This window comes from Streptomyces sp. NPDC031265, assembly GCF_055570295.1.
Window position 1 is genome coordinate 232,462 of sequence record NZ_JBVIHM010000004.1, and the last position, 18,550, is coordinate 251,011.

An 18,550-nucleotide genomic window follows, 5' to 3' on the forward strand; every position below is an offset into this window, starting at 1 on the left:
AGGTTCTTGGGTCGGTACCCGTCCTTTTCGTTCTCGGTTCTCGCCGTGTGTGTTGTCGTGCCGGGCTCCCTCTTCCTCCGTGGCCGGTCCCCCCCCCCCCCCCCCCCGGCTCGGCCCGGAGGGCGCGTACGGCCGCCCGGGCGACCTGCCGGTCCGCGCCGGGCGCCCAAGCGGCGGCCTCAGCCGGGTGAGATCTGGTGGGCGGCCGTGCCGTACGAGGACGGGCCGGGCTCGAAGGACCGGCCCTGTCTGGTGCTGTCGGTACGGGGGAACAGCGCGCTGGTCGCGAAGATCACCAGCAAGTTCCACGAGGAGCAGGCCGGGGTGATTCCGCTGCCGCCGGGCACGGTCGGGGACGCGCAGGGGCGGCCGAGCTTCCTGGAGACGGATGAGCTGCGCGATGTGGCGCTGTGGGAGTTCCGGCGGCGGGTGGGAGTGGTGGACCCTACGGTGTGGGACCAGGTGCGGTACTTGGCGTGACGCCGGTTGCCCCCGCCCCGCCCGTTCCCGCTGTGACATGTGCGGCTCCGCCGCGTGGCCTCCGGGGGTGGGTGGGGGTTGAGGTGGGTCTCCCGAGGGCTACGTCCCCGGGCCCCGGGCGGGGCTGCGCCCCTGCACCCCGGGGGGCGCCGCCCCCCGGACCCGGTTTTGGCGGGGCCTGCGCCCCCGGACCCTGGCGGGGGCTCCGCCCCCTGCATCCCGCTTCGGGGCTGCGCCCCGGTCCCGTTCGTCTGCGGGCCGTATGTGGCTGGTCGCGCAGTTCCCCGCGCCCCTGAAGGGCGGGGCCTGCGGCCCCTGCCCCGCTGCGCAAACCCCGGAGGGCGTGGATGCGCGGGCCCCGCTCCTCGCACGCCGGAGGGAGTGAAATGTGCCCGGGCCCCGTTCTGCCTTCAGGGGCGCGGGGAACTGCGCGAGCAACCACACCCGACCCGCAGACAAACACCGGGCCCAAAAGGGACGCGCGGAACTGCGCGACCAGCTCCCACCCACCCGCAGGCAAAGCACGGCCCCCGGAGGCCCGGTCCGCAGCCCCGCACGGGCTACGCCCAGAGCTGCCCCTGCAGCATCTCGATCGCTTCCTCCGTCGTCTCCGCCGTGTAGACGCCAGTCGACAGGTACTTCCAGCCGCCGTCCGCCACCACGAACACGATGTCGGCCGGTTCGCCCGCCTTGACCGCCTTCTTACCCACGCCGATCGCCGCGTGCAGCGCCGCGCCCGTGGAGACGCCCGCGAAGATGCCCTCCTCCTTGAGGAGTTCGCGGGTGCGGGTCACCGCGTCCGCCGAGCCGACCGAGAAACGGCTGGTCAGCACCGACGCGTCGTACAGCTCGGGGACGAAGCCCTCGTCGAGGTTGCGCAGGCCGTACACCAGGTCGTCGTAGCGCGGCTCGGCCGCGACGATCTGGATGCCGGGGACGCGCTCGCGGAGGTAGCGGCCGACGCCCATGAGCGTGCCCGTGGTGCCGAGGCCCGCCACGAAGTGGGTGATCGACGGGAGGTCGGCCAGGATCTCCGGGCCGGTCGTCGCGTAGTGCGCGCCCGCGTTGTCCGGGTTGCCATACTGGTAGAGCATCACCCAGGACGGGTTCTCGGCGGCCAGTTCCTTCGCCACCCGTACCGCCGTGTTGGAGCCGCCCGCCGCCGGGGACGGGACGATCTCCGCGCCCCACATCTTCAGCAGGTCGCGGCGCTCCTGTGAGGTGTTCTCGGGCATCACGCAGACGATGCGGTAGCCCTTGAGCTTCGCCGCCATCGCCAGCGAGATGCCGGTGTTGCCGCTGGTCGGCTCCAGGATGGTGCAGCCGGGCGTCAACCGGCCCGCCTTCTCGGCCTGTTCGATCATGTGGAGCGCGGGGCGGTCCTTGACCGAGCCGGTCGGGTTGCGGTCCTCCAGCTTCGCCCAGATGCGGACGTCGTCCGACGGGGACAGCCTGGGGAGGCGGACCAGCGGGGTGTTGCCGACGGCGGCCAGCGCGGAGTCGTAGCGCATGACGGCGATCAGCCTCAGACCATGCCGCCGGCCACGGCCGGCAGGATCGTCACGCTGTCGCCGTCGGACAGCTCGGTGGTGATGCCCGCGAGGAAGCGGACGTCCTCGTCGTTGAGGTAGACGTTCACGAAGCGGCGCAGCTCGCCGCCGGCGGCCTCGTCGACCAGGCGCTCGCGGATGCCGTTGTGACGGGTCTCCAGGTCCTTGAAGAGCTCGTCGATGGTCGCCCCGCTGCCCTCGACGGCCTTGGCGCCGTCGGTGTAGGTGCGGAGGATGGTCGGGATGCGGACCTCGATGGCCATGGCGTGGGCTCCAGTCGGAAGGAGAGAAGACGAGAAGGGAGAGGAAGGCAAGGGGCGCGCGGCTTCGCGCGGGTGCTGCGGAGGTACGGGTCGTACGTACGGGTCGTGCGCGGGCGGCCGTGGCTCAGGCGGCGCTGGCGCGCGGACACATCGCGCTCGCGAGGCGGCACAGGTCGACGTGCAGGCGCGCCACGAGCAGCGGGCTGCTCGGCTTCTCTTCGCTCACGTCGTGGGGAACCATGCGGTCATCGTATCGATTCCCGGTCCGCTTCCCGGAGTGTGATCTCGGATGGCGGACGCACTCCGCTCAGGATGCGGGCAGAGCCCTCGGGCGCGGGCGCCCCGCCGCGCGCCCCGCGTACGGCTCAGTACGGCTCAGTACGCCTCCACCACCGTGACCTCTTCCTCCTTGATCCCGCCGTCCACGATCCGGTACGAGCGGAACTGGAAGTCGCCGAGGCCGTCCGTGTCCGCCGTCGACACCAGGACGTAGTGGGCGCCGGGCTCGTTCGCGTACGTCACGTCGGTGCGCGAGGGGTACGCCTCGGTCGCCGTGTGCGAGTGGTAGACGATCACCGGCTCCTCGTCCCGGTCGTCCATCTCGCGGTACAGCTTCAGCAGGTCCTGCGAGTCGAACTCGTAGAACGTGGGCGAGCGGGCCGCGTTCAGCATCGGGACGAACCGCTCGGGGCGGCCGGTGCCGGCCGGGCCGGCGACCACGCCGCACGCCTCGTCGGGATGGTCGGCGCGGGCGTGCGCGACGATCTGGTCGTACAGGGCCTGGGTGAGGGTCAGCATGAGCGCAAGGATAAGCAGACAGGCCGTCCCGTACCGAGGAGTGGTACGGGACGGCCCGAATGGTGAGAACCGGCGGCTGCGGGGGCGCTACGAGCGCTTGGCGAACGCCTTGTTGTCGGGGTTGCGCGCCTTGAGGACCAGGTACGAGACGCCCAGGATCAGGCCCCACAGCGGGGCGCAGTACAGGGAGACCCGCGAGTCCTTGTCGACGCCCATCATCACGATGACCATGAGGATGAACAGCAGCGCGAACCAGCTGGTGTACGGGGCGCCCGGCGCCCGGAAGGTGGACTGGGGCAGCTCGCCGCGGTCGGCCTTGGCGCGGTAGCGGATCTGGCAGACCAGGATCATGATCCAGGCCCACATGCCGGAGATGGTGGCGAAGGAGACGACGTAGTCGAACGCCTTGCCCGGCGCCTTGTAGTTGATCCAGACGCCCACCAGCATCAGCGCGGCCGAGACCGTGGTGCCGATCAGCGGGGTGCCGCTCTTGGTCAGCTTGGTGAAGACCTTCGGGCCCTGGCCGTTGAGCGCGAGGTCGCGCAGCATGCGGCCGGTGGAGTACATGCCCGAGTTGCAGGAGGACAGGGCGGCCGTCAGGACCACGAAGTTGACGATCGCGGCGCCGACGCCGAGGCCCATCTTCTCGAAGGCCGCAACGAAGGGGCTCACGCCGGGCTGGAACTCGTGCCACGGGACGACCGAGAGGATCATGATCAGGGCGCCGATGTAGAAGACGGCGATGCGCCACGGCACGGTGTTGATGGCCTTGGGGAGCGTCTTCTCGGGGTCCTTGGACTCGCCCGCGGTGACGCCGACCAGCTCGACGGCGAGGAAGGCGAACATCACGATCTGCAGGGTCATCAGCGTGCCGCCGATGCCCTTGGGGAAGAAGCCGCCGTCGTTCCAGAGGTTGGCGACGGTGGCGGTGTCTGCGGCGTCCGAGAAGCCGACGGTGAGGATGCCGGCACAGATGAGGATCATGCCGACGATGGCCGTCACCTTGACCATCGAGAACCAGAACTCCAGCTCACCGAAGAGCTTCACCGAGATCAGGTTCACCGCGTACAGGATGAGCGTGAAGACCAGCGCGTACAGCCATTGCGGGACGTCGTTGTGCGTCCAGAAGGCCATGTACTGGGCGGCCGCGGTGACTTCGGTGATGCCGGTGACGACCCAGAAGAGCCAGTAGGTCCAGCCGGTGACGAAGCCCCAGAACGGGCCGACGAACTCACGGGCGTACTCCGAGAAGGAGCCCGAGACCGGGCGGTACATGAGCAGCTCGCCCAGCGCCCGCATGATGAAGAAGATGACCAGGCCCGCGATGGCATAGGCCAGGATGAGGCTGGGGCCGGCCTTCGAGATGGCCTTGCCCGCGCCGAGGAAGAGCCCGGTGCCGATGGCTCCGCCGATCGCGATCATCTGGATCTGGCGGGCGCCGAGGCCCCGCTGGTATCCCTCGCCCTCGGCTGCGCCGTGGGCGGTCCCCACGGCCTCATTGCCGGAGCGGTCGTCCTGCTTGTCGACCTGCGCTGAGGTCATGGTGGTGCGCCTTTCTCCATGCTGACCCGCCCGCTTCGATGAATGAAGCCGCGGATCAGGTCCTGATCCCCCCGGATGTGGATGGAGTGCCACCGGCGGTCAGCCGGCCGAAGCGCCCCCGGGAACATGGGTGGCGTCCCCGGGTGGTCGTGAAGATTTATCACGTCTTTACGGGTGATCCACTGGGGCGACTGTGGCGCACGCCACAGGGAAGACCGGACAAAGCGCACAGGAAACCGCAAACCATGCCGTTGCGGTAATCGGATCGTTATGCGGATTTGAGCGTCCGCTGAGCGAACAGAGAGAAAACAGCCGTCTCAGGCCATCAGTGTCTCGACGAGCGTCTCCTGGAGCCCGCCGAGCCAGAGGTACGCCATCACCATCGGCTTGCGCGGGTCCTCGTCCGGCAGCCGGTACAGCTCGCCGCTCTCGTCCTCGTCGGTGACGTCCAGCCGGGTCCCGATGGTCAGACGCAGGTCGTTGAGCGCGCCCAGCCAGCGCCGGGAGTCGTCGGCGGACAGCTTGAGGACCGCCCCGCCGTCGCCCTGCGGGGTGAGCGAGTCGAGGGCGCGCACCACCGCGAGCGCGTCCTCGCGCTTGCGGGCGCGCAGGTCCTTCTCGGTGAAGCGGCGGAACTCGGCGGCGGAGGCGCGCAGTTCGTCGCTCTCACCGCTGTCGTACGCGTCGGGGAAGAGCCGGGCCAGCGCCGGGTCGGCGGGCGGTTCGCTGGGGCCCTCGGCGAAGAGCGCGGCCAGCGGGTCCTCGCCCTCCATCGGCTCGTCGCCCGGGCCGATCAGCTCAAGGAGCTGTACGGACAGGGAGCGCAGGATGGCGATCTCGACCTCGTCGAGCGCGACGGCGGCGCCACCGCCGGGCAGCGCCTCGAAGTAGCCGGCCATCAGCCGCGGTCCTGGGTGAGCGTGGCCCACAGCCCGTAGCCGTGCATCGCCTGCACGTCGCGCTCCATCTCCTCGCGGCTGCCGCTGGAGACCACCGCCCGGCCCTTGTGGTGCACATCGAGCATCAGCTTGCGGGCCTTGTCCTTGGGGTAGCCGAAGTAGCTCTGGAAGACGTACTGGACGTAGCTCATGAGGTTGACCGGGTCGTTGTGGACGAGCGTCACCCACGGCACATCGGGTTCGGGGACGGCGAAGGTCTCCTCCGCCGACTCGGGGCGTTCGATCTCGACCGGGGCAACACTCACGTCTGTGGACGACCTTCGTCTTCTTTGCCGGGGGTCCGGGGGTTGTTCCCCGGGAAGCACAGCCTCACTCACCCAATGCTGCCACTCGGGGGCCGCAGTCGCACAAACGGGGCCCCGAAATCGTCACTCTGACGCGAAGAGGAGTAACATCCGGCCCATGGCTGCTACTCCCGGGGGACGGTCCCCGGACCCCCGGCCGACCCGGTCGACAGCCGGAACGGAAAGGCGAGGTAACCGGTTGTGAACACTGCGGACCTTGGGCTGCCGGTGGACGTGCCGTCGACCGCGCTCTTCACGGACCAGTACGAGCTGACCATGCTCCAGGCGGCACTGCGCGCCGGGACGGCCGACCGGCGGTCGGTCTTCGAAGTCTTCACCCGGCGGCTGCCGGAGGGACGCCGGTACGGCGTGGTGGGCGGGACCGGACGGGTCCTGGACGCCGTGGAGAACTTCCGCTTCGACCCGGCCGTCCTCGGCTTCCTGCGCGAGCGCGCGATCGTCGACGAGCCGACCCTGGAGTGGCTGGCCTCGTACCGCTTCTCGGGTGACATCTGGGGCTATCCCGAGGGCGAGGTCTACTTCCCGGGCTCGCCGATCCTGCGGGTCGAGGGCTCCTTCGCGGAGTGCGTGCTCCTGGAGACCGTGATCCTGTCGATCCTCAACCACGACTCGGCGATCGCCGCCGCCGCGTCCCGGATGTCCGCGGCCGCGGGCGGCCGGGCGCTGATCGAGATGGGCGCCCGGCGCACCCACGAGCTGGCCGCGGTGGCCTCGGCCCGGGCCGCGTACGTGGGCGGCTTCACCACCACCTCGGACCTGGCGGCCGGGTTCCGGTACGGCATCCCCACCGTCGGGACCAGTGCGCACGCCTTCACCCTGCTGCACGACAGCGAGCGGGACGCCTTCCGGGCCCAGGTGGACTCGCTGGGCCGGGGCACCACCCTTCTGGTGGACACCTACGACGTGGCCGAGGCGGTCCGTACCGCCGTGGAGATCGCGGGCCCCGAGCTCGGCGCGGTCCGGATCGACTCCGGGGACCTGCTGCTCGTCGCCCACCGGGTGCGCCAGCAGCTCGACGAGCTGGGTGCGACGAAGACGAGGATCGTGGTGACGTCCGACCTCGACGAGTACGCCATCGCCTCGCTGGCGGCCGCGCCCGTCGACGCGTACGGCGTCGGCACCCAGCTGGTCACCGGCAGCGGGCACCCCACCTGCTCCATGGTCTACAAGCTGGTCGCCCGCGCGCAGAGCGCGGACCCGAAGGCACCGCTGGTGCCGGTGGCGAAGAAGTCGATGGGCGGCAAGACGTCGATCGGCGGCCGCAAGTGGGCGGCCCGGCGCACCGACGCCGACGGGATCGCGGAGGCCGAGGTCGTCGGCACCGGGCCGGTCCCGGACGGGCTGGCAGACCGGCAGCTGCTCGCCGAGCTGGTCAAGGGGGGCGTGGTGGCGGCCCGCGAGCCGCTGGACGCCGCCCGGGAGCGGCACATCGCGGCGCGCGGCGCGCTGCCGATGTCCGCGATGCAGCTGTCGCGGGGAGAACCGGTACTGCCCACGGAGTACGCGTAACGCCGCACGTCCGGGCCTTTGCACCCCAATTGCCCCCTGCCGGACCGGGGTCGGAGTCTCTACGCTCGTTGAACAGCCCCCTGACCGAAGGACAGCCGACATGCACCGCGCGTTGATCGTCGTAGACGTTCAGAACGACTTCTGCGAGGGCGGCAGCCTCGCGGTCACGGGTGGCTCCGACGTCGCCGCTGCCATCACCGACCTGATCGGCCAGGCCGCCGGGTCCGTGTACCGCCATGTGGTGGCCACCCGCGACCACCACGTCGACCCGGGCGACCACTTCTCGGCGCACCCCGACTTCCGGCACTCCTGGCCGGTGCACTGCGTGGCCGGGACGGAGGGCGTGGGCTTCCACCCGAACTTCGCCCCGGCGGTCGCCTGCGGCGCCATAGACGCGGTCTTCGACAAGGGCGCCCACGCGGCCGCGTACAGCGGCTTCGAGGGGCGCGACGAGAACGGCGTGGGCCTGGCGGAGTGGCTGCGCGCCCGGGAGGTCACCGAGGTCGACGTGGTCGGCATCGCCACGGACCACTGCGTGCGGGCGACGGCACTGGACGCGGTGCGGGAAGGGTTTGCGACGCACGTCCTGCTCGATCTGACCGCGGGGGTCTCCGAGGAGACGACTGCTCGGGCGATCGAGGAGCTGCGGTCCGCCGGCGCGGAGCTGTCGGGGAAGCCGGTTTGTTGACCGCGCATCGCTTTCTCGGTCGGGTGCGGGCCGGTGGGGGCTGGCCGCTCCCCCGAGTTCTCGGCTTCGCTCGAACAGGGGGGACCCCCATCGCGGCGGAGCCGCACGATGTCACGGACCCACGCCCCTGAAGCGCCCTCACGGGCGCAGCAGCGCCCTTATCGGGTGCCAGAGCTCCTCGGCCTCCGGCTGCGGCGCGGTGCGCCACAGCAGGCCGTCCGGGTGGTGCAGGACCGCCGTGATCTCGTCCGGCGTGGGCGGCTGGGTGTTGCCGCGCAGATAGACCGCGCGCAGGCCCAGGTTCCGCAGCCGGGTCAGGGCGCGGGCCCGGTTGGCCGCATGGACCAGGACGCGCACCTGGCGGCCGTCCCCGGCGGGGCTGGGCAGCGTGAGCGCGACGACGACGCTGCCGTTCGGCAGCTTGCTGAAACCTCCGCCAGGCATGGCGTACCGCTCCCCCGTGAGACGTCGTGTCAATAAGGACTCGTAGGACGCACCTAAACACGATCGGCCGCCGCCCGCTAGAGGGCGACGGCCGATCATGGTTTGACCTGCAGTTTTTAGAACTACTTGGTCGACGGGCCAACCTTCACGGTGATCGTCGAGCCGTCCTTGGGCTGCTGGACGATGGAGATCCGGGTGTTGGTGTCAGGAACCTGCACGCTTCCCGTGGGGTTCTCCTGGTACCAGTAGGTGCCCCGGTGGTCGTCGAACATCGGCACGCCGGCCTGCGGGCGGACCGTGGTCGCCACATCGGCCTTGTGCAGGGTGAGCGCGCCCGTCGGGTAGAAGCTGAACGCGGCGTCGAACGGCGTGATCTTGTTGCGCATCAGCGTGCCGTCCGCCCACTTCAGCGGCTTGGCGTGGGCGTCGACCGGCAGGATCTGGCCGTGGCCCGGGTGGACCGAGACGTTGTTGTCCTTCTGGGACAGGTCCCAGAGCCAGATGAGCAGACCGGGCTGGTACGCGTAGTGCTCCACCCAGGACGGGCGGGTCTTGGCGAAGCCGAAGTTGTACGGGCCGACCTTGAGGGTCTCGTCGTACGACACGTACTGGCGGTTCTCCGCGATGTAGTACTGCGGGTAGTCGTTGGTGAACGACTCGCCGATGCGGGAGAAGTTCTTCGACGTCCAGCCGTTGTCGTCGCCCTCGCCACCGTCGGTGAAGAGCGCGGCGCCGTCGGCGTTCACGGTGATCGCGTCGGCGGTGAAGCCCTTGCCGCCCGCGCCGCCGTCCGTGGCGTAGCGGAAGCGGAGGTCGATCTTCTTGCCCGCGAAGGCGTCCAGGCTGTACGAGAGCTTCTTGTACGCGCCCGACACGTCGGTCAGGGCCGGCTTGTCGCTGGGGTCGCGGCTGATCTGCTTGCCGTCGGCGGTGCCGTCGAGCGCGGTCCAGGTGGCGCCGCCGTCCGTGGAGGCCTCGGCGTACAGGAAGTCGTAGTCCAGCTCGATGTCCCACCAGCCCGAGAGGTCCAGGGAGGCCTTGGACTTGCCGGACAGGTCGACCGAGCGGGTCAGGGTGTTGTTGAGGTTGTCACCCATCCCGCTCCACCACTGCTTGGAGCCCTCGGCGGGCTTCACGATCGTGGTGGTGACGGGCTTCTTCGGCAGCTCGACGACGAGCGCCTGCTTGTCGTTGGTGTTGTACTCCGCCACACCGAGCTTGGTGGTCGAGTGCGTCGCGGCCTTGGCCGTGGCGTAGTTCAGCCAGCCCAGCTGGAGCTTGTCCCAGGCGGTCATGTCGCCCGGCATGTCGCCGATCGAGTCCTTGCCGGTGCCCAGCCAGGAGCCGGCCGACATCAGGGACCAGAAACCGACCGAGTTCTCGGCGGTGTTGGTGGTGTCGTAGAGGTCCGGCAGACCGAGGTCGTGGCCGTACTCGTGGGCGAAGACACCGAGGCCGCCGTTCTCCGGCTGCATCGTGTAGTCGCCGACCCAGATGCCGGTGTCGCCGATCTGCGTGCCGCCGGCCTTGTTGCTCCCCGGGCCGGTCTTGCCCGCGTCCGTGCCGTAGGCGTACGAGCGGTGGGCCCACAGGGCGTCGGTCTTCTGCGCGCCGCCGCCGGCCGACTCGTCCTCGCCCGCGTGGACGATCTGGAAGTGGTCGATGTAGCCGTCGGGCTCGTTGAAGTTGCCGTCGTTGTCGAAGTCGTTGCGGTCCCACTGGTCGTACTGCGCCAGGGTCGCCTTGATCTGCTCCGTGGTCTGGCCCTTGGCCTTCTGGTCCGCGGCCCAGGCGTTGACGCCGTCACGGACCAGGTCCATCACGTTGGAGCAGTTGGTGGCGCCGCAGTAGTTCGAGCCGTAGCGGGCCTCGTTGGCCGGGACGCGCACCCAGTCGGTGACCGTGCCGTCGACCGAGTAGCGGCCCGAGGAGGTCTTCTCGTAGTACGTCTTCAGGGAGTGCTTCTGGGTGCCGTCGGCGTTCGTGCCGGTCCCGAAGTACAGGTCCTGGAAGTGCTGCCGGCTGTAGTCCTTCTGCCAGGCGGTGGAGTTGTCCTTGGTGCGGTCCGGCTGCTTGATGGTGTTGTGCGCCGGGCCGGCCGTGCCCCCGTACTTGAGGACCGCCGGCTTGGGGCCGGTCGGGCCGTCCGGGTCGAACATGGTCGTGCTGTCGATCTGGTCCCCGAAGTCCACCAGGACCGTGAAGATCTTGTCGGTCTTCTCGCGGCCGAGCTCGACGTACTTCTTGTCGTCGAGCTGGACGACCTTGGAGGCGCCGCGCTGCTGCACCTTCTTGTCGCCCGAGATGACCTTCTGCAGCGCCGCTTGGCGCTGCTGCTCCCGCTGCTTGGTGAACGGGCCCGGAATGTCGTCGATGTGCTTGGCCGAGCCGGTGCCCGGGTCCCGCCGCTCGACAGGTGCCGGGGCCTTGGTGTCGGCCTGGGCGGTGGCGAACGCGGAGCCTGTCGCGCCACTCGTGGCCAGGGCCACGAGTATGGCGGCAGCTCTGACCGCTCGTCTGTTGCTGGTCACTTGATGATGTCCTCCCCCGCGGCCGCAGGCACGGACCGGGGGCGAGGGGTCTGGTCTCCGGTGCGCGGCACGCGTCTCAAGTGACGACATTGGACCGGAGTTGCCAAAGAAAAGACAGATCTTGACTTGGGTCAGCCAATTACATTATGTAGAGCGGCACTTCCGCTATCCGAACGCTTCCGATGTGCTACCCAACCCGGACATCGGGTGCGCATGTCTCGCCTGTCGGAATGCGGAATGACTCCGTGCGCCCCCTGTGCACCGGCACCGTGGGTTAGGTCACGCTTACCAACGGTTCCCTAAGGGCAAGCACCGTCGTAGAGTCGCTTGACAGTGCGATCCGGTTGCCCGGTCGAGAGACCCGCCCCATCCGATGCCTGCCCCCGAGGACGGATACCGCTATGCCGCGTCCGACTGCAGCACAGCTCGCCTACGGTTCGGCCACCGTCGTCTTCTCGACCGTAGCCATGATTCTTCTCTCCCAGACCGACTCGGGTGTCGGGGTGGGAGTGATAGTGCTGGCCGCGCTCCTGCTGGGGCTGCTGGTCGCCGTGACGGTCCCCATGCCGAAGGCGGCGCGCACGGTTCGTACGAACCGCGCCGCCGCCGTCGAGGAGAGCGCCGAGCCGGGGGTGCGCGTACCGGCCGACTCGGTACGGAGCTGACCCCTCCGCACCGAACCGGCCCCGGGTCAGGGGGCGGTCGAGACCACCACCGTCTTCCCTGCCTTGTCGTGCAGGCCCTGTTTGTAGGGCTTGTCCGTGAGGATCGTGATGATGAGGATGATCTGCCACAGACACGGACAGCACAGCAGGGCGGGCAGCCAGAGCACGGCCGTCCGGGCCAGGGCGGCGCTGGTGGTGGGCACGCTGCCGTCGTTGAGCATCGCGACCCGCAGGTTCAGCAGCTTCTTGCCGACCGTCTGACCGTCCCGCTTCAGCATGATGGTGTCGTACGCGAGATACGCCACGATACCGATGAGGTTCCAGGCGAGTCCGCTGCCGCTGTACGCCCGGCCGATGACGTCGGAGGTGTCCTCACCGCTCCTCGTCTGGTACACCCAGCGGTCCGAGGTCGCCCACTCCAGCACGCCGAGCGGGATCGCGATCAGCAGGGCGTCGATGATGCGGGCGAGCAGCCGCCGGCCGAAGTCGGCGAGCGGCGGCATCCCGCTGAGCGGATCGGGACCGCCGTACTGGTTTCCCCCGCCGTACGGGTCGTACGGCGGCGGGGTGCTGCCATAGGGCGAACCGGGGGGCGGCGTGCCGTAGGGGCTTCCGGGGGGAGGGCTGCCGTACGGACCGCCGCCGGGGGGAGGGGCGCCGCTGCCCGGAGGTGGGCCGCCTCCGGGAGGCGGGCCCTGGCTCCAGCCGGGAGACTCGGACGGCCTCTTGAGGAACGGGTCGTTCTCGGGCGGCTCGTCCTCGGGCGGCCGGCCGGGGGGCGGTTCGTTGCTCATGTCCGCAGTGCACCGCGCGAGGTGGGGCCCCGCAACGGTACGGGGCCCGTTCGAGGTACGGCCGCCGGCCGGCCCCGGCGTCAGGTGCCCGCGACGAAGGTGCGGGCCGCCTTGTCGTGCCAGCACTGGCGCCACGGGCGGTCGAACAGGCACCACACGACGTTGACCACGCCGACGGCGAGCACGCCGAGGACGCCGTAGACCAGCCAGCGGCGCAGGGCCGCGCCGAAGGCCGGCGGCTCGTGCGACTCCAGGTCGCGCACCTGGACCCGCAGCAGCCGCTTGCCCAGCGTGCGGCCCCACTTGGCGGTGGGCAGCGCCTCGTAGAGCAGACCGAGGAGCAGGAAGGCGCCGAGCACGATCGCGAGATAGCCGGCGGTGGTGCCGTCCAGGAGGTAGACCGTCACCGTCTCGCCGGACAGCTTCGCGGCGTCGATCTTCGCCTGGATGTGGTCCGCGCCCTTGATCCAGAGCGGCAGGGCGAGCCCGGCGACGGCCCCGCCGAGCACCACGGTGTCCACCAGCCGGGCGGCAAGGCGCCGCCCGAGACCGGCGGGCCGGGCCGCGGCCTGCGCCCGCGCGGCCCGCAGGAACGGGTCCTCCACGGGCGGCTTCCACGGCACCACGGGCTCTCCGGGCCCCGAGCGCTCCTCGGGCCGCGCCAACTGGTGCACCTGCTGCGCCCAGGACGCGGAGCCCCCGCCGGCCCCGGTGGTGACGGGCGAGGAGGGCGTGGCGGCCTGCTGCGGTACGGAGGGCGGCGCGGCGGACTGCTGCTGTACGGGGGTGGGCTGCTGCGGGGCGACCGGCGCCGAGGGCAGCGCGGCCCGGGCGGGCGCGGGCTGGACGGCCGCCGGGGCCCCCTGCGGCTCGGCCCGGCGCGGGTCGGCCACGCGCGGGTCACCCCCGGCGCGCGGGTCCCCGGGCCACTGCCGGCCCGGCAACGGCTGCGCGGGCAGCGACTGCACCGGCACCGGCGCACCCGACGGGTCCTGGCCGCGTCCCTGGCCCGGCGGGACGGGGGCCGGGTCGGCGGGCAACGGCACGGCGGCCCCGGCCCGCTCGGACGCCGGCCCGGCGGGCAGCGGAAGCGGCTGCGGCCGCCCGGCCTCCGGCTGAGCCGGAAGCGGCTGGGGCACCTGCCCCTGCGCCGGATCCCCCGGCTGCCCCCACGAGACCCGCCGCGCCGCGTCGTCGCCGAAGCCCGACTGGTGGGAGGCGTCGGCGTGCCAGGCCGGGGCCGGGTCGGGGCGGCTGCCGTGGAGGGGGGCGGGCTCGGGCTCGTCGAGGAAGACGGGGCCCGTCTCCTCCACCGCGGGCGCGGGCATCGGCATCGGCGGGGCCGAGGCGAGGGCGGGCGCCGCCGGGGCCGCACCGGCCGGCGGCACGGGCATGGCTTCGCCCTCGGCCGGTGCGGGCCGGCTCGTACCGGGCACCCAGGCGGCGCCGTTCCAGTACCGGACATATCCGGGGATGGACGGATCTGGATAGAAGCCTGCGAAGGGGGTTCCGTCGCCGGTTGCCGGGGTGGGGGCGCTCATCACGGTCCCGTATCTGCTCGTGGGCCTCGTCAATACAAGGGTCCACATCTACCAGACGGGCGACCGCCGCCGGGCGGGTCCGTCGCTACCGACCACTATCCGGTCAACGTGAAGGCCCATCTCACCCGCCCGGGGACCGGGGCAGGAACCCCCGTCCGGGCCGTTTCCCGGGCCGCCGGAAAAATTTTCCGGAAGTCGCGTCATAGCAGCGCCCCAGCCCGCTCTCACCTGGTAGGGCCCGATCCCGGGCTCGTACGCGGAGAGGAAAGGCACTGTCATGCACACCGTGGTGGAACGCGAGCTGGAGCTCAACCTCGTGCTGTCGCCCGAGCGCAGCATCCCGGTCCCGGCCCGGCTGACCTATCGCACGGACGACCCGTACGCCGTGCACATCACCTTCCACATCGGCACCGACCACCCCGTCGACTGGACGTTCGCCCGTGAGCTGCTCGTCGAGGGGGTGTTCCGGCCGTGCGGCCACGGCGACGTCCGGATCTGGCCCACCAAGGTGGACGGGCGCAGCGTGATCCTGATGGCGCTCAGCTCGCCGGACGGCGACGCGCTCCTGGAGGCGCCGTCCGCCCAGGTGTCGGCGTGGCTGGAGCGGACGCTGCGGGTGGTCCCTCCGGGTTCTGAGACCGAGCAGCTCGGCATCGACGACGGCCTCGCCGAGCTGCTCGCGCCCACGACCGGCCGCAGCCGCGCCGAGGAGCTGTACCTGAACGACCCGTGGCCCTCGGACGAGTCCCGGCCGGAGGAAGGTGCGTGACGGGAGAGGCCACAGGAGTAACGGTTGTTCAGAACAGCTTGCCGGGGTTCAGCAGCCCCAGCGGGTCGAAGGTGCGCTTGACCGCGCGCTGCATCTCCACGCCCACCGGGCCGAGTTCGCGGGCCAGCCACTCCTTCTTGAGCACGCCGACGCCGTGCTCGCCGGTGATGGTGCCGCCCAGCTCCAGACCGAGCGCCATGATCTCGTCGAAGGACTCCCGGGCCCGCCGCGACTCGTCCTCGTCGGCGGCGTCGAAGCAGACGACCGGGTGGGTGTTGCCGTCCCCGGCGTGCGCGCAGACGCCGATGGTCAGGTCGTACTTGGCGGCGATCGCCGTGGTCCCCTCCAGCATCGCGGCGAGCCGGGAGCGCGGGACGCAGACGTCGTCGATCATCGTGGCCGGCCTGACGGTCTCCAGCGCCGGGAGCGCCAACCGCCTTGCCTGGAGCAGCAGTTCGGACTCGGCGGCCGACTCGGCCGGGACCACCTGGACGGCTCCGGCTGCGGTGCACAGCTCTCCCACGGCGGCCAGGTCGGCGGCGGGGTCGGGGGTGTCGAAGGCGGCGAGCAGCAGCGCCTCGGTGCTGTCCGGCAGACCCATGTTCGCCATGCGGTTGACCGCCCGTACGGTCGTACGGTCCATGAGTTCGAGCAGCGACGGCGTGTGACCGCGCTCCATGATCGCGCAGACCGCGTCGCAGGCGGCGGCCGCGGAAGGGAACTCGGCGGCGAGCACCAGCTGCTCGGGCGGTGCGGGCCTGAGCGCGAGCACGGCCTTCACCACGATGCCGAGGCTGCCCTCGGAGCCGACGAAGAGCCGGGTCAGGTCGTATCCGGCGACGCCCTTGGCGGTGCGGCGGCCGGTCTCCAGGAGGCGGCCGTCCGCGAGGACCACGTCGAGGCCCAGGACGTACTCGGCGGTCACCCCGTACTTCACACAGCACAGCCCGCCGGACGCGGTGCCGATGTTCCCGCCGATGGTGCACTGCTCCCAACTGGACGGATCCGGCGGGTAGTAGAGCCCGTGTTCCATGACTTTCCGGGAGAGCACGGCGTTGACGACGCCGGGCTCGACGACCGCGACCCGGTCGACCGGGCTGATCTCCAGGATGCGGTCCATCCTGACCAGGGACAGCACGATGCATCCCTCGGTCGCGTTGGCGCCGCCCGACAGGCCGGTGCGGGCGCCCTGCGGCACCACCGGCACGCGCAGCTCGGTGGCGGTGCGCATCACGTGCTGGACCTGCTCGACCGTACGCGGCAGGACGACCACGGCCGGGGCCCCGGCGGCGCAGAAGCTCGCCATGTCGTGGGCGTAGGACGCGGTGACGTCCGGGTCGGTGATCAGCGCGTCGGCGGGCAGGCCCGCGCGCAGCCGTTCGAGGAGGGCGCCCGGCTCGGGGGCGGGCGTGGCGACGGGCTCGGCTCCATCGTTCATGATCCCAGCGTGGCACCCGGGGCCATCGGTGTGAACCCTGCGCGGCCCGGCGGGCGCGGGCGGGATGTGCTCTTCGTATGGACGCACAGTGATCGCCATGGAGACCGAACACGAATGGCCGCCGCACCGGCAGCCCCTGACGCCGCCGCCGCGGCCGCGGCCGAGGCCGCTGGAGCCGGCCGGGCCGCCGCCCGCCCGCACCGCGCGCCGCACGATGATCGGCGCGGCGGTGGCCGCGCTGCTGACCGCCGGGGTCCTCGTGGTCCTGCCGCAGACCCGGATCGGCGGCGGCCACGACGCGCCGCCGCCCGCGCCGGGACCGGCCGCACGGGCGCTGACGGCCGTCGGGGCGGGGGCGCCCGCGGCGGCCGCCGATCTGACCGCGCTGATCACGGACCGGCGGGCGTGGGTGCGCACGCACCCCTCGGACGACGCCTCCTGGGCGGTGCTCGGCTCCGCCTATCTGGGGCGCGGGCTGCGGTCGGCGGACTCCTCGTACTATCCGCGTGCCGAGTGGGCCCTGCGCCGCTCGCTGGCGGTCAGACCGGCCGCCCGGGGCAACGCGGACGCGCAGATCGGCCTGGCGGCGCTCGCCAACGCGCGGCACGACTACGGGGCCGCGCGGAAGCTGGCCGAGGAGGTCCGCCGGCGTGAGCCCAAGCGCTGGACGGTGTATCCGGCGCTGATCGACGCGTACGGGGGCCTCGGTGACCTCAAGGGCGCCAGCAAGTCCGTGGAACAGCTGCTCGATCTGCGCGGCGGCTCGGTGGGGCTGGCCCGGGCGGGGGCGGTGTACCGGGAGCGGGGCTGGCGCGAGGACGCGGCGGCGACGCTGGCCGAGGCGGCCGCGTACGCCACGACATCGGTCCAGAAGGCTGACTGCCTGCGGCAGTTGGGCGACCTGGCGTGGGACCGGGGCGAGCCGGCGGAGGCCCTCGCCCAGCACTCTGCGGCGCTGCGCACGGATCCGGGCGGGCACGCGGCACTGGCCGGGAAGGCGCGGGCCGAGCTGGCCCTGGGCCGTACGGGGGCGGCTCGCCACGACTACGCGGCGGCTGTCGCGCGTCAGCCGCGCCCCGAGTATCTGTTGGAACTGGGCGAGCTGTACGAGTCGCTCGGGCTCGGCGTGGACGCCCGGGCCCAGTACGCGCGGCTGCGCGCGCGGGCCGCCTCGGACGGCGGGCGCGGGGTGAGCGACGCGCTCGTCCTCGGCCGCTTCGAGGCGGACCACGGGGCGCCCGATTCGGCGGTGGTGCGCCTGCGCGCGGAGTGGCGGCGCGCGCCGAGCGCGGCGGTGGCGGATGCGCTGGGGTGGGCGCTGTACCGGGCCGGGGAGTCGGAGGAGGGGCTCGCCTTCGCGAAGAAGGCGGCGGAGAAGGGGGGCCGGAGCGCCCTGTTCTCCTATCACCGGGGGGTGCTGGAGCGGGAGCTCGGGCAGTCCGGTCCGGCGCGGCGCGATCTGGAGGAGGCGCTGCGGACGAATCCGTCCTTCTCGCCGCTGCTGGCGCCGAAGGCGCGGCAGTCTCTGAAGGCGTTGGGGGATCCGCCGGAAGGGGGTCCCAAGGAGGTGTATGGCTACGCGCCGGATCCGCCGGCGGAGTCGGGGTCTTCCGGCTCGGCGACGTCCCCGTCGACGAGGACGGGGACGGGCTCGGGCTCGGGCTCGGGCTCGGGCTCGGGGTCGGGGTCGGGGTCGAGGTCGTCCCCCCGGAAGCCGACGGGGTCGGGCTCGAAGCCGCCCAAGCGCCAGCAGTGAATCCCCCACCCCGCCCGTTCCCGCTGTGACATGTGCGGCTCCGCCGTGTGGCCTCCGGGGGCGGGTGGGGGCGGAGGTGGTTTCCCGGGGCCGGACCCGGCACGGGGGCGGGTGGGTTACCGGGGGTGCGCGCCCCCGGAACCCGCTGTGGGGCCTGCGGCCCCCGCACCCCCGGCGGGGGCTACGCCCCCCGCACCCCGCTTACGGGGGCTTCGCCCCCGGTACCCCCGCTGGGCTGCGCCCCGCCCCCGCTCCGGGACTCCGCCCCGGACCCCGTTCGTCTCCAGGTCGTCCGTGGCTGGTCGCCCGGTTCCCCGTGCCCTGAGGGGCGGGCCTGCCGCCCCTGCCCCGCTCCAGCGCCGCAGGGGCTGAATGCCGGGCCCCGTTCCTCGCACGCCGGAGGGGCTGCAATGTGGCCAGGCCCCGTTCTGCCTTCAGGGGCGCGGGGAACTGCGCGACCAGCCCCCACCGACCTGCAGACGTACGCCCGGCCCCGAAAGACACTGCGGCCCCCTCGG

Annotated in this window: 18 protein-coding genes; 6 read left to right on the top strand and 12 right to left on the bottom strand. The window is 71.8% G+C overall.

From position 1 onward, the window contains the following. Positions 1-57 precede the first annotated feature (57 nt). A complete protein-coding gene (locus tag ACZ499_RS09555; protein ID WP_468673583.1) occupies positions 58-480 on the top strand; it encodes a type II toxin-antitoxin system PemK/MazF family toxin in 423 nt (140 codons plus the stop codon). Positions 481-1,040: 560 nt separating this feature from the next. Here ACZ499_RS09555 and ACZ499_RS09560 read toward each other — a convergent pair. The 7 genes from ACZ499_RS09560 to clpS form a co-directional block, all read right to left on the bottom strand. Then, positions 1,041-1,991 carry a PLP-dependent cysteine synthase family protein gene (locus tag ACZ499_RS09560; RefSeq protein WP_385823443.1) on the bottom strand — a complete coding sequence of 317 codons (951 nt, stop codon included), beginning with the start codon at positions 1,989-1,991 and terminating at the stop codon, positions 1,041-1,043. Positions 1,992-2,005: 14 nt separating this feature from the next. Then, on the bottom strand, positions 2,006-2,293 hold the full coding sequence (locus tag ACZ499_RS09565) for a MoaD/ThiS family protein (RefSeq protein WP_371652948.1): 288 nt from the start codon (positions 2,291-2,293) through the stop codon (positions 2,006-2,008). 124 nt (positions 2,294-2,417) lie between these two features. Next, positions 2,418-2,534, bottom strand: a complete 117-nt coding sequence (locus ACZ499_RS09570; RefSeq protein WP_468673474.1) for a putative leader peptide — start codon at positions 2,532-2,534, stop codon at positions 2,418-2,420. Between the two features lie 134 nt (positions 2,535-2,668). Then, on the bottom strand, positions 2,669-3,091 hold the full coding sequence (locus ACZ499_RS09575) for a M67 family metallopeptidase (RefSeq protein ID WP_468673475.1): 423 nt from the start codon (positions 3,089-3,091) through the stop codon (positions 2,669-2,671). Positions 3,092-3,178: 87 nt separating this feature from the next. Next, positions 3,179-4,633, bottom strand: a complete 1,455-nt coding sequence (locus ACZ499_RS09580; protein ID WP_468673476.1) for an amino acid permease — start codon at positions 4,631-4,633, stop codon at positions 3,179-3,181. 317 nt (positions 4,634-4,950) lie between these two features. After that, positions 4,951-5,532 carry a DUF2017 domain-containing protein gene (locus tag ACZ499_RS09585; protein WP_468406980.1) on the bottom strand — a complete coding sequence of 194 codons (582 nt, stop codon included), beginning with the start codon at positions 5,530-5,532 and terminating at the stop codon, positions 4,951-4,953. Beyond that, a complete protein-coding gene (clpS, locus tag ACZ499_RS09590) occupies positions 5,532-5,837 on the bottom strand; it encodes an ATP-dependent Clp protease adapter ClpS (RefSeq protein ID WP_067159503.1) in 306 nt (101 codons plus the stop codon). Before clpS ends, ACZ499_RS09585 begins: the two co-directional genes overlap by 1 nt. Before the next feature lie 240 nt (positions 5,838-6,077). On the opposite strand from clpS, the gene ACZ499_RS09595 reads away from it, so the two are divergent. Beyond that, on the top strand, positions 6,078-7,406 hold the full coding sequence (locus ACZ499_RS09595) for a nicotinate phosphoribosyltransferase (protein WP_468673477.1): 1,329 nt from the start codon (positions 6,078-6,080) through the stop codon (positions 7,404-7,406). Positions 7,407-7,506: 100 nt separating this feature from the next. Next, positions 7,507-8,094, top strand: a complete 588-nt coding sequence (locus tag ACZ499_RS09600; RefSeq protein WP_468673478.1) for a nicotinamidase — start codon at positions 7,507-7,509, stop codon at positions 8,092-8,094. 138 nt (positions 8,095-8,232) lie between these two features. Here ACZ499_RS09600 and ACZ499_RS09605 read toward each other — a convergent pair whose 3' ends face one another. Beyond that, entirely contained in the window at positions 8,233-8,538 is a 306-nt protein-coding gene (locus ACZ499_RS09605) for a hypothetical protein (protein WP_385539912.1), read from the bottom strand. A gap of 122 nt (positions 8,539-8,660) precedes the next feature. Beyond that, positions 8,661-11,069 carry an immune inhibitor A domain-containing protein gene (locus ACZ499_RS09610; protein ID WP_468673479.1) on the bottom strand — a complete coding sequence of 803 codons (2,409 nt, stop codon included), beginning with the start codon at positions 11,067-11,069 and terminating at the stop codon, positions 8,661-8,663. Positions 11,070-11,470: 401 nt separating this feature from the next. On the opposite strand from ACZ499_RS09610, the gene ACZ499_RS09615 reads away from it, so the two are divergent. Continuing rightward, complete coding sequence (locus ACZ499_RS09615; protein ID WP_385539909.1) at positions 11,471-11,734, top strand: hypothetical protein; 264 nt, start codon at positions 11,471-11,473, stop codon at positions 11,732-11,734. A 26-nt stretch (positions 11,735-11,760) separates the two neighbouring features. Here the strand turns inward: ACZ499_RS09615 and ACZ499_RS09620 are convergent, their stop codons facing one another. Together ACZ499_RS09620 and ACZ499_RS09625 are read right to left on the bottom strand one after the other, a co-directional pair. Beyond that, on the bottom strand, positions 11,761-12,528 hold the full coding sequence (locus ACZ499_RS09620) for an RDD family protein (protein ID WP_468673480.1): 768 nt from the start codon (positions 12,526-12,528) through the stop codon (positions 11,761-11,763). Between the two features lie 80 nt (positions 12,529-12,608). Then, positions 12,609-14,069, bottom strand: coding sequence for an RDD family protein (locus tag ACZ499_RS09625; RefSeq protein ID WP_468673481.1), 1,461 nt, complete (start codon positions 14,067-14,069; stop codon positions 12,609-12,611). Positions 14,070-14,346: 277 nt separating this feature from the next. Between ACZ499_RS09625 and ACZ499_RS09630 the strand changes: the two genes are divergently transcribed. Further along, complete coding sequence (locus tag ACZ499_RS09630; protein WP_468673482.1) at positions 14,347-14,838, top strand: SsgA family sporulation/cell division regulator; 492 nt, start codon at positions 14,347-14,349, stop codon at positions 14,836-14,838. A gap of 28 nt (positions 14,839-14,866) precedes the next feature. Here the strand turns inward: ACZ499_RS09630 and ACZ499_RS09635 are convergent, their stop codons facing one another. Beyond that, on the bottom strand, positions 14,867-16,276 hold the full coding sequence (locus tag ACZ499_RS09635) for an FAD-binding oxidoreductase (protein ID WP_468673483.1): 1,410 nt from the start codon (positions 16,274-16,276) through the stop codon (positions 14,867-14,869). A gap of 97 nt (positions 16,277-16,373) precedes the next feature. Here ACZ499_RS09635 and ACZ499_RS09640 point away from each other — a divergent pair, with 97 nt between their 5' ends. Then, positions 16,374-18,032 carry a tetratricopeptide repeat protein gene (locus ACZ499_RS09640; protein ID WP_468673484.1) on the top strand — a complete coding sequence of 553 codons (1,659 nt, stop codon included), beginning with the start codon at positions 16,374-16,376 and terminating at the stop codon, positions 18,030-18,032. Positions 18,033-18,550: the final 518 nt, after the last annotated feature.

Excerpts from the sequence above, each read along its gene's own strand:
- ACZ499_RS09560 (WP_385823443.1), bottom strand. The coding sequence starts at position 1,991 with ATGCGCTACGACTCCGCGCTGGCCGCCGTCGGCAACACCCCGCTGGTC.
- ACZ499_RS09565 (WP_371652948.1), bottom strand. The coding sequence starts at position 2,293 with ATGGCCATCGAGGTCCGCATCCCGACCATCCTCCGCACCTACACCGAC.
- ACZ499_RS09570 (WP_468673474.1), bottom strand. The coding sequence starts at position 2,534 with ATGGTTCCCCACGACGTGAGCGAAGAGAAGCCGAGCAGCCCGCTGCTC.
- ACZ499_RS09575 (WP_468673475.1), bottom strand. The coding sequence starts at position 3,091 with ATGCTGACCCTCACCCAGGCCCTGTACGACCAGATCGTCGCGCACGCC.
- ACZ499_RS09580 (WP_468673476.1), bottom strand. The coding sequence starts at position 4,633 with ATGACCTCAGCGCAGGTCGACAAGCAGGACGACCGCTCCGGCAATGAG.
- ACZ499_RS09585 (WP_468406980.1), bottom strand. The coding sequence starts at position 5,532 with ATGGCCGGCTACTTCGAGGCGCTGCCCGGCGGTGGCGCCGCCGTCGCG.
- ACZ499_RS09600 (WP_468673478.1), top strand. The coding sequence starts at position 7,507 with ATGCACCGCGCGTTGATCGTCGTAGACGTTCAGAACGACTTCTGCGAG.
- ACZ499_RS09605 (WP_385539912.1), bottom strand. The coding sequence starts at position 8,538 with ATGCCTGGCGGAGGTTTCAGCAAGCTGCCGAACGGCAGCGTCGTCGTC.
- ACZ499_RS09615 (WP_385539909.1), top strand. The coding sequence starts at position 11,471 with ATGCCGCGTCCGACTGCAGCACAGCTCGCCTACGGTTCGGCCACCGTC.
- ACZ499_RS09620 (WP_468673480.1), bottom strand. The coding sequence starts at position 12,528 with ATGAGCAACGAACCGCCCCCCGGCCGGCCGCCCGAGGACGAGCCGCCC.
- ACZ499_RS09625 (WP_468673481.1), bottom strand. The coding sequence starts at position 14,069 with ATGAGCGCCCCCACCCCGGCAACCGGCGACGGAACCCCCTTCGCAGGC.
- ACZ499_RS09630 (WP_468673482.1), top strand. The coding sequence starts at position 14,347 with ATGCACACCGTGGTGGAACGCGAGCTGGAGCTCAACCTCGTGCTGTCG.
- ACZ499_RS09635 (WP_468673483.1), bottom strand. The coding sequence starts at position 16,276 with ATGAACGATGGAGCCGAGCCCGTCGCCACGCCCGCCCCCGAGCCGGGC.
- ACZ499_RS09640 (WP_468673484.1), top strand. The coding sequence starts at position 16,374 with ATGGAGACCGAACACGAATGGCCGCCGCACCGGCAGCCCCTGACGCCG.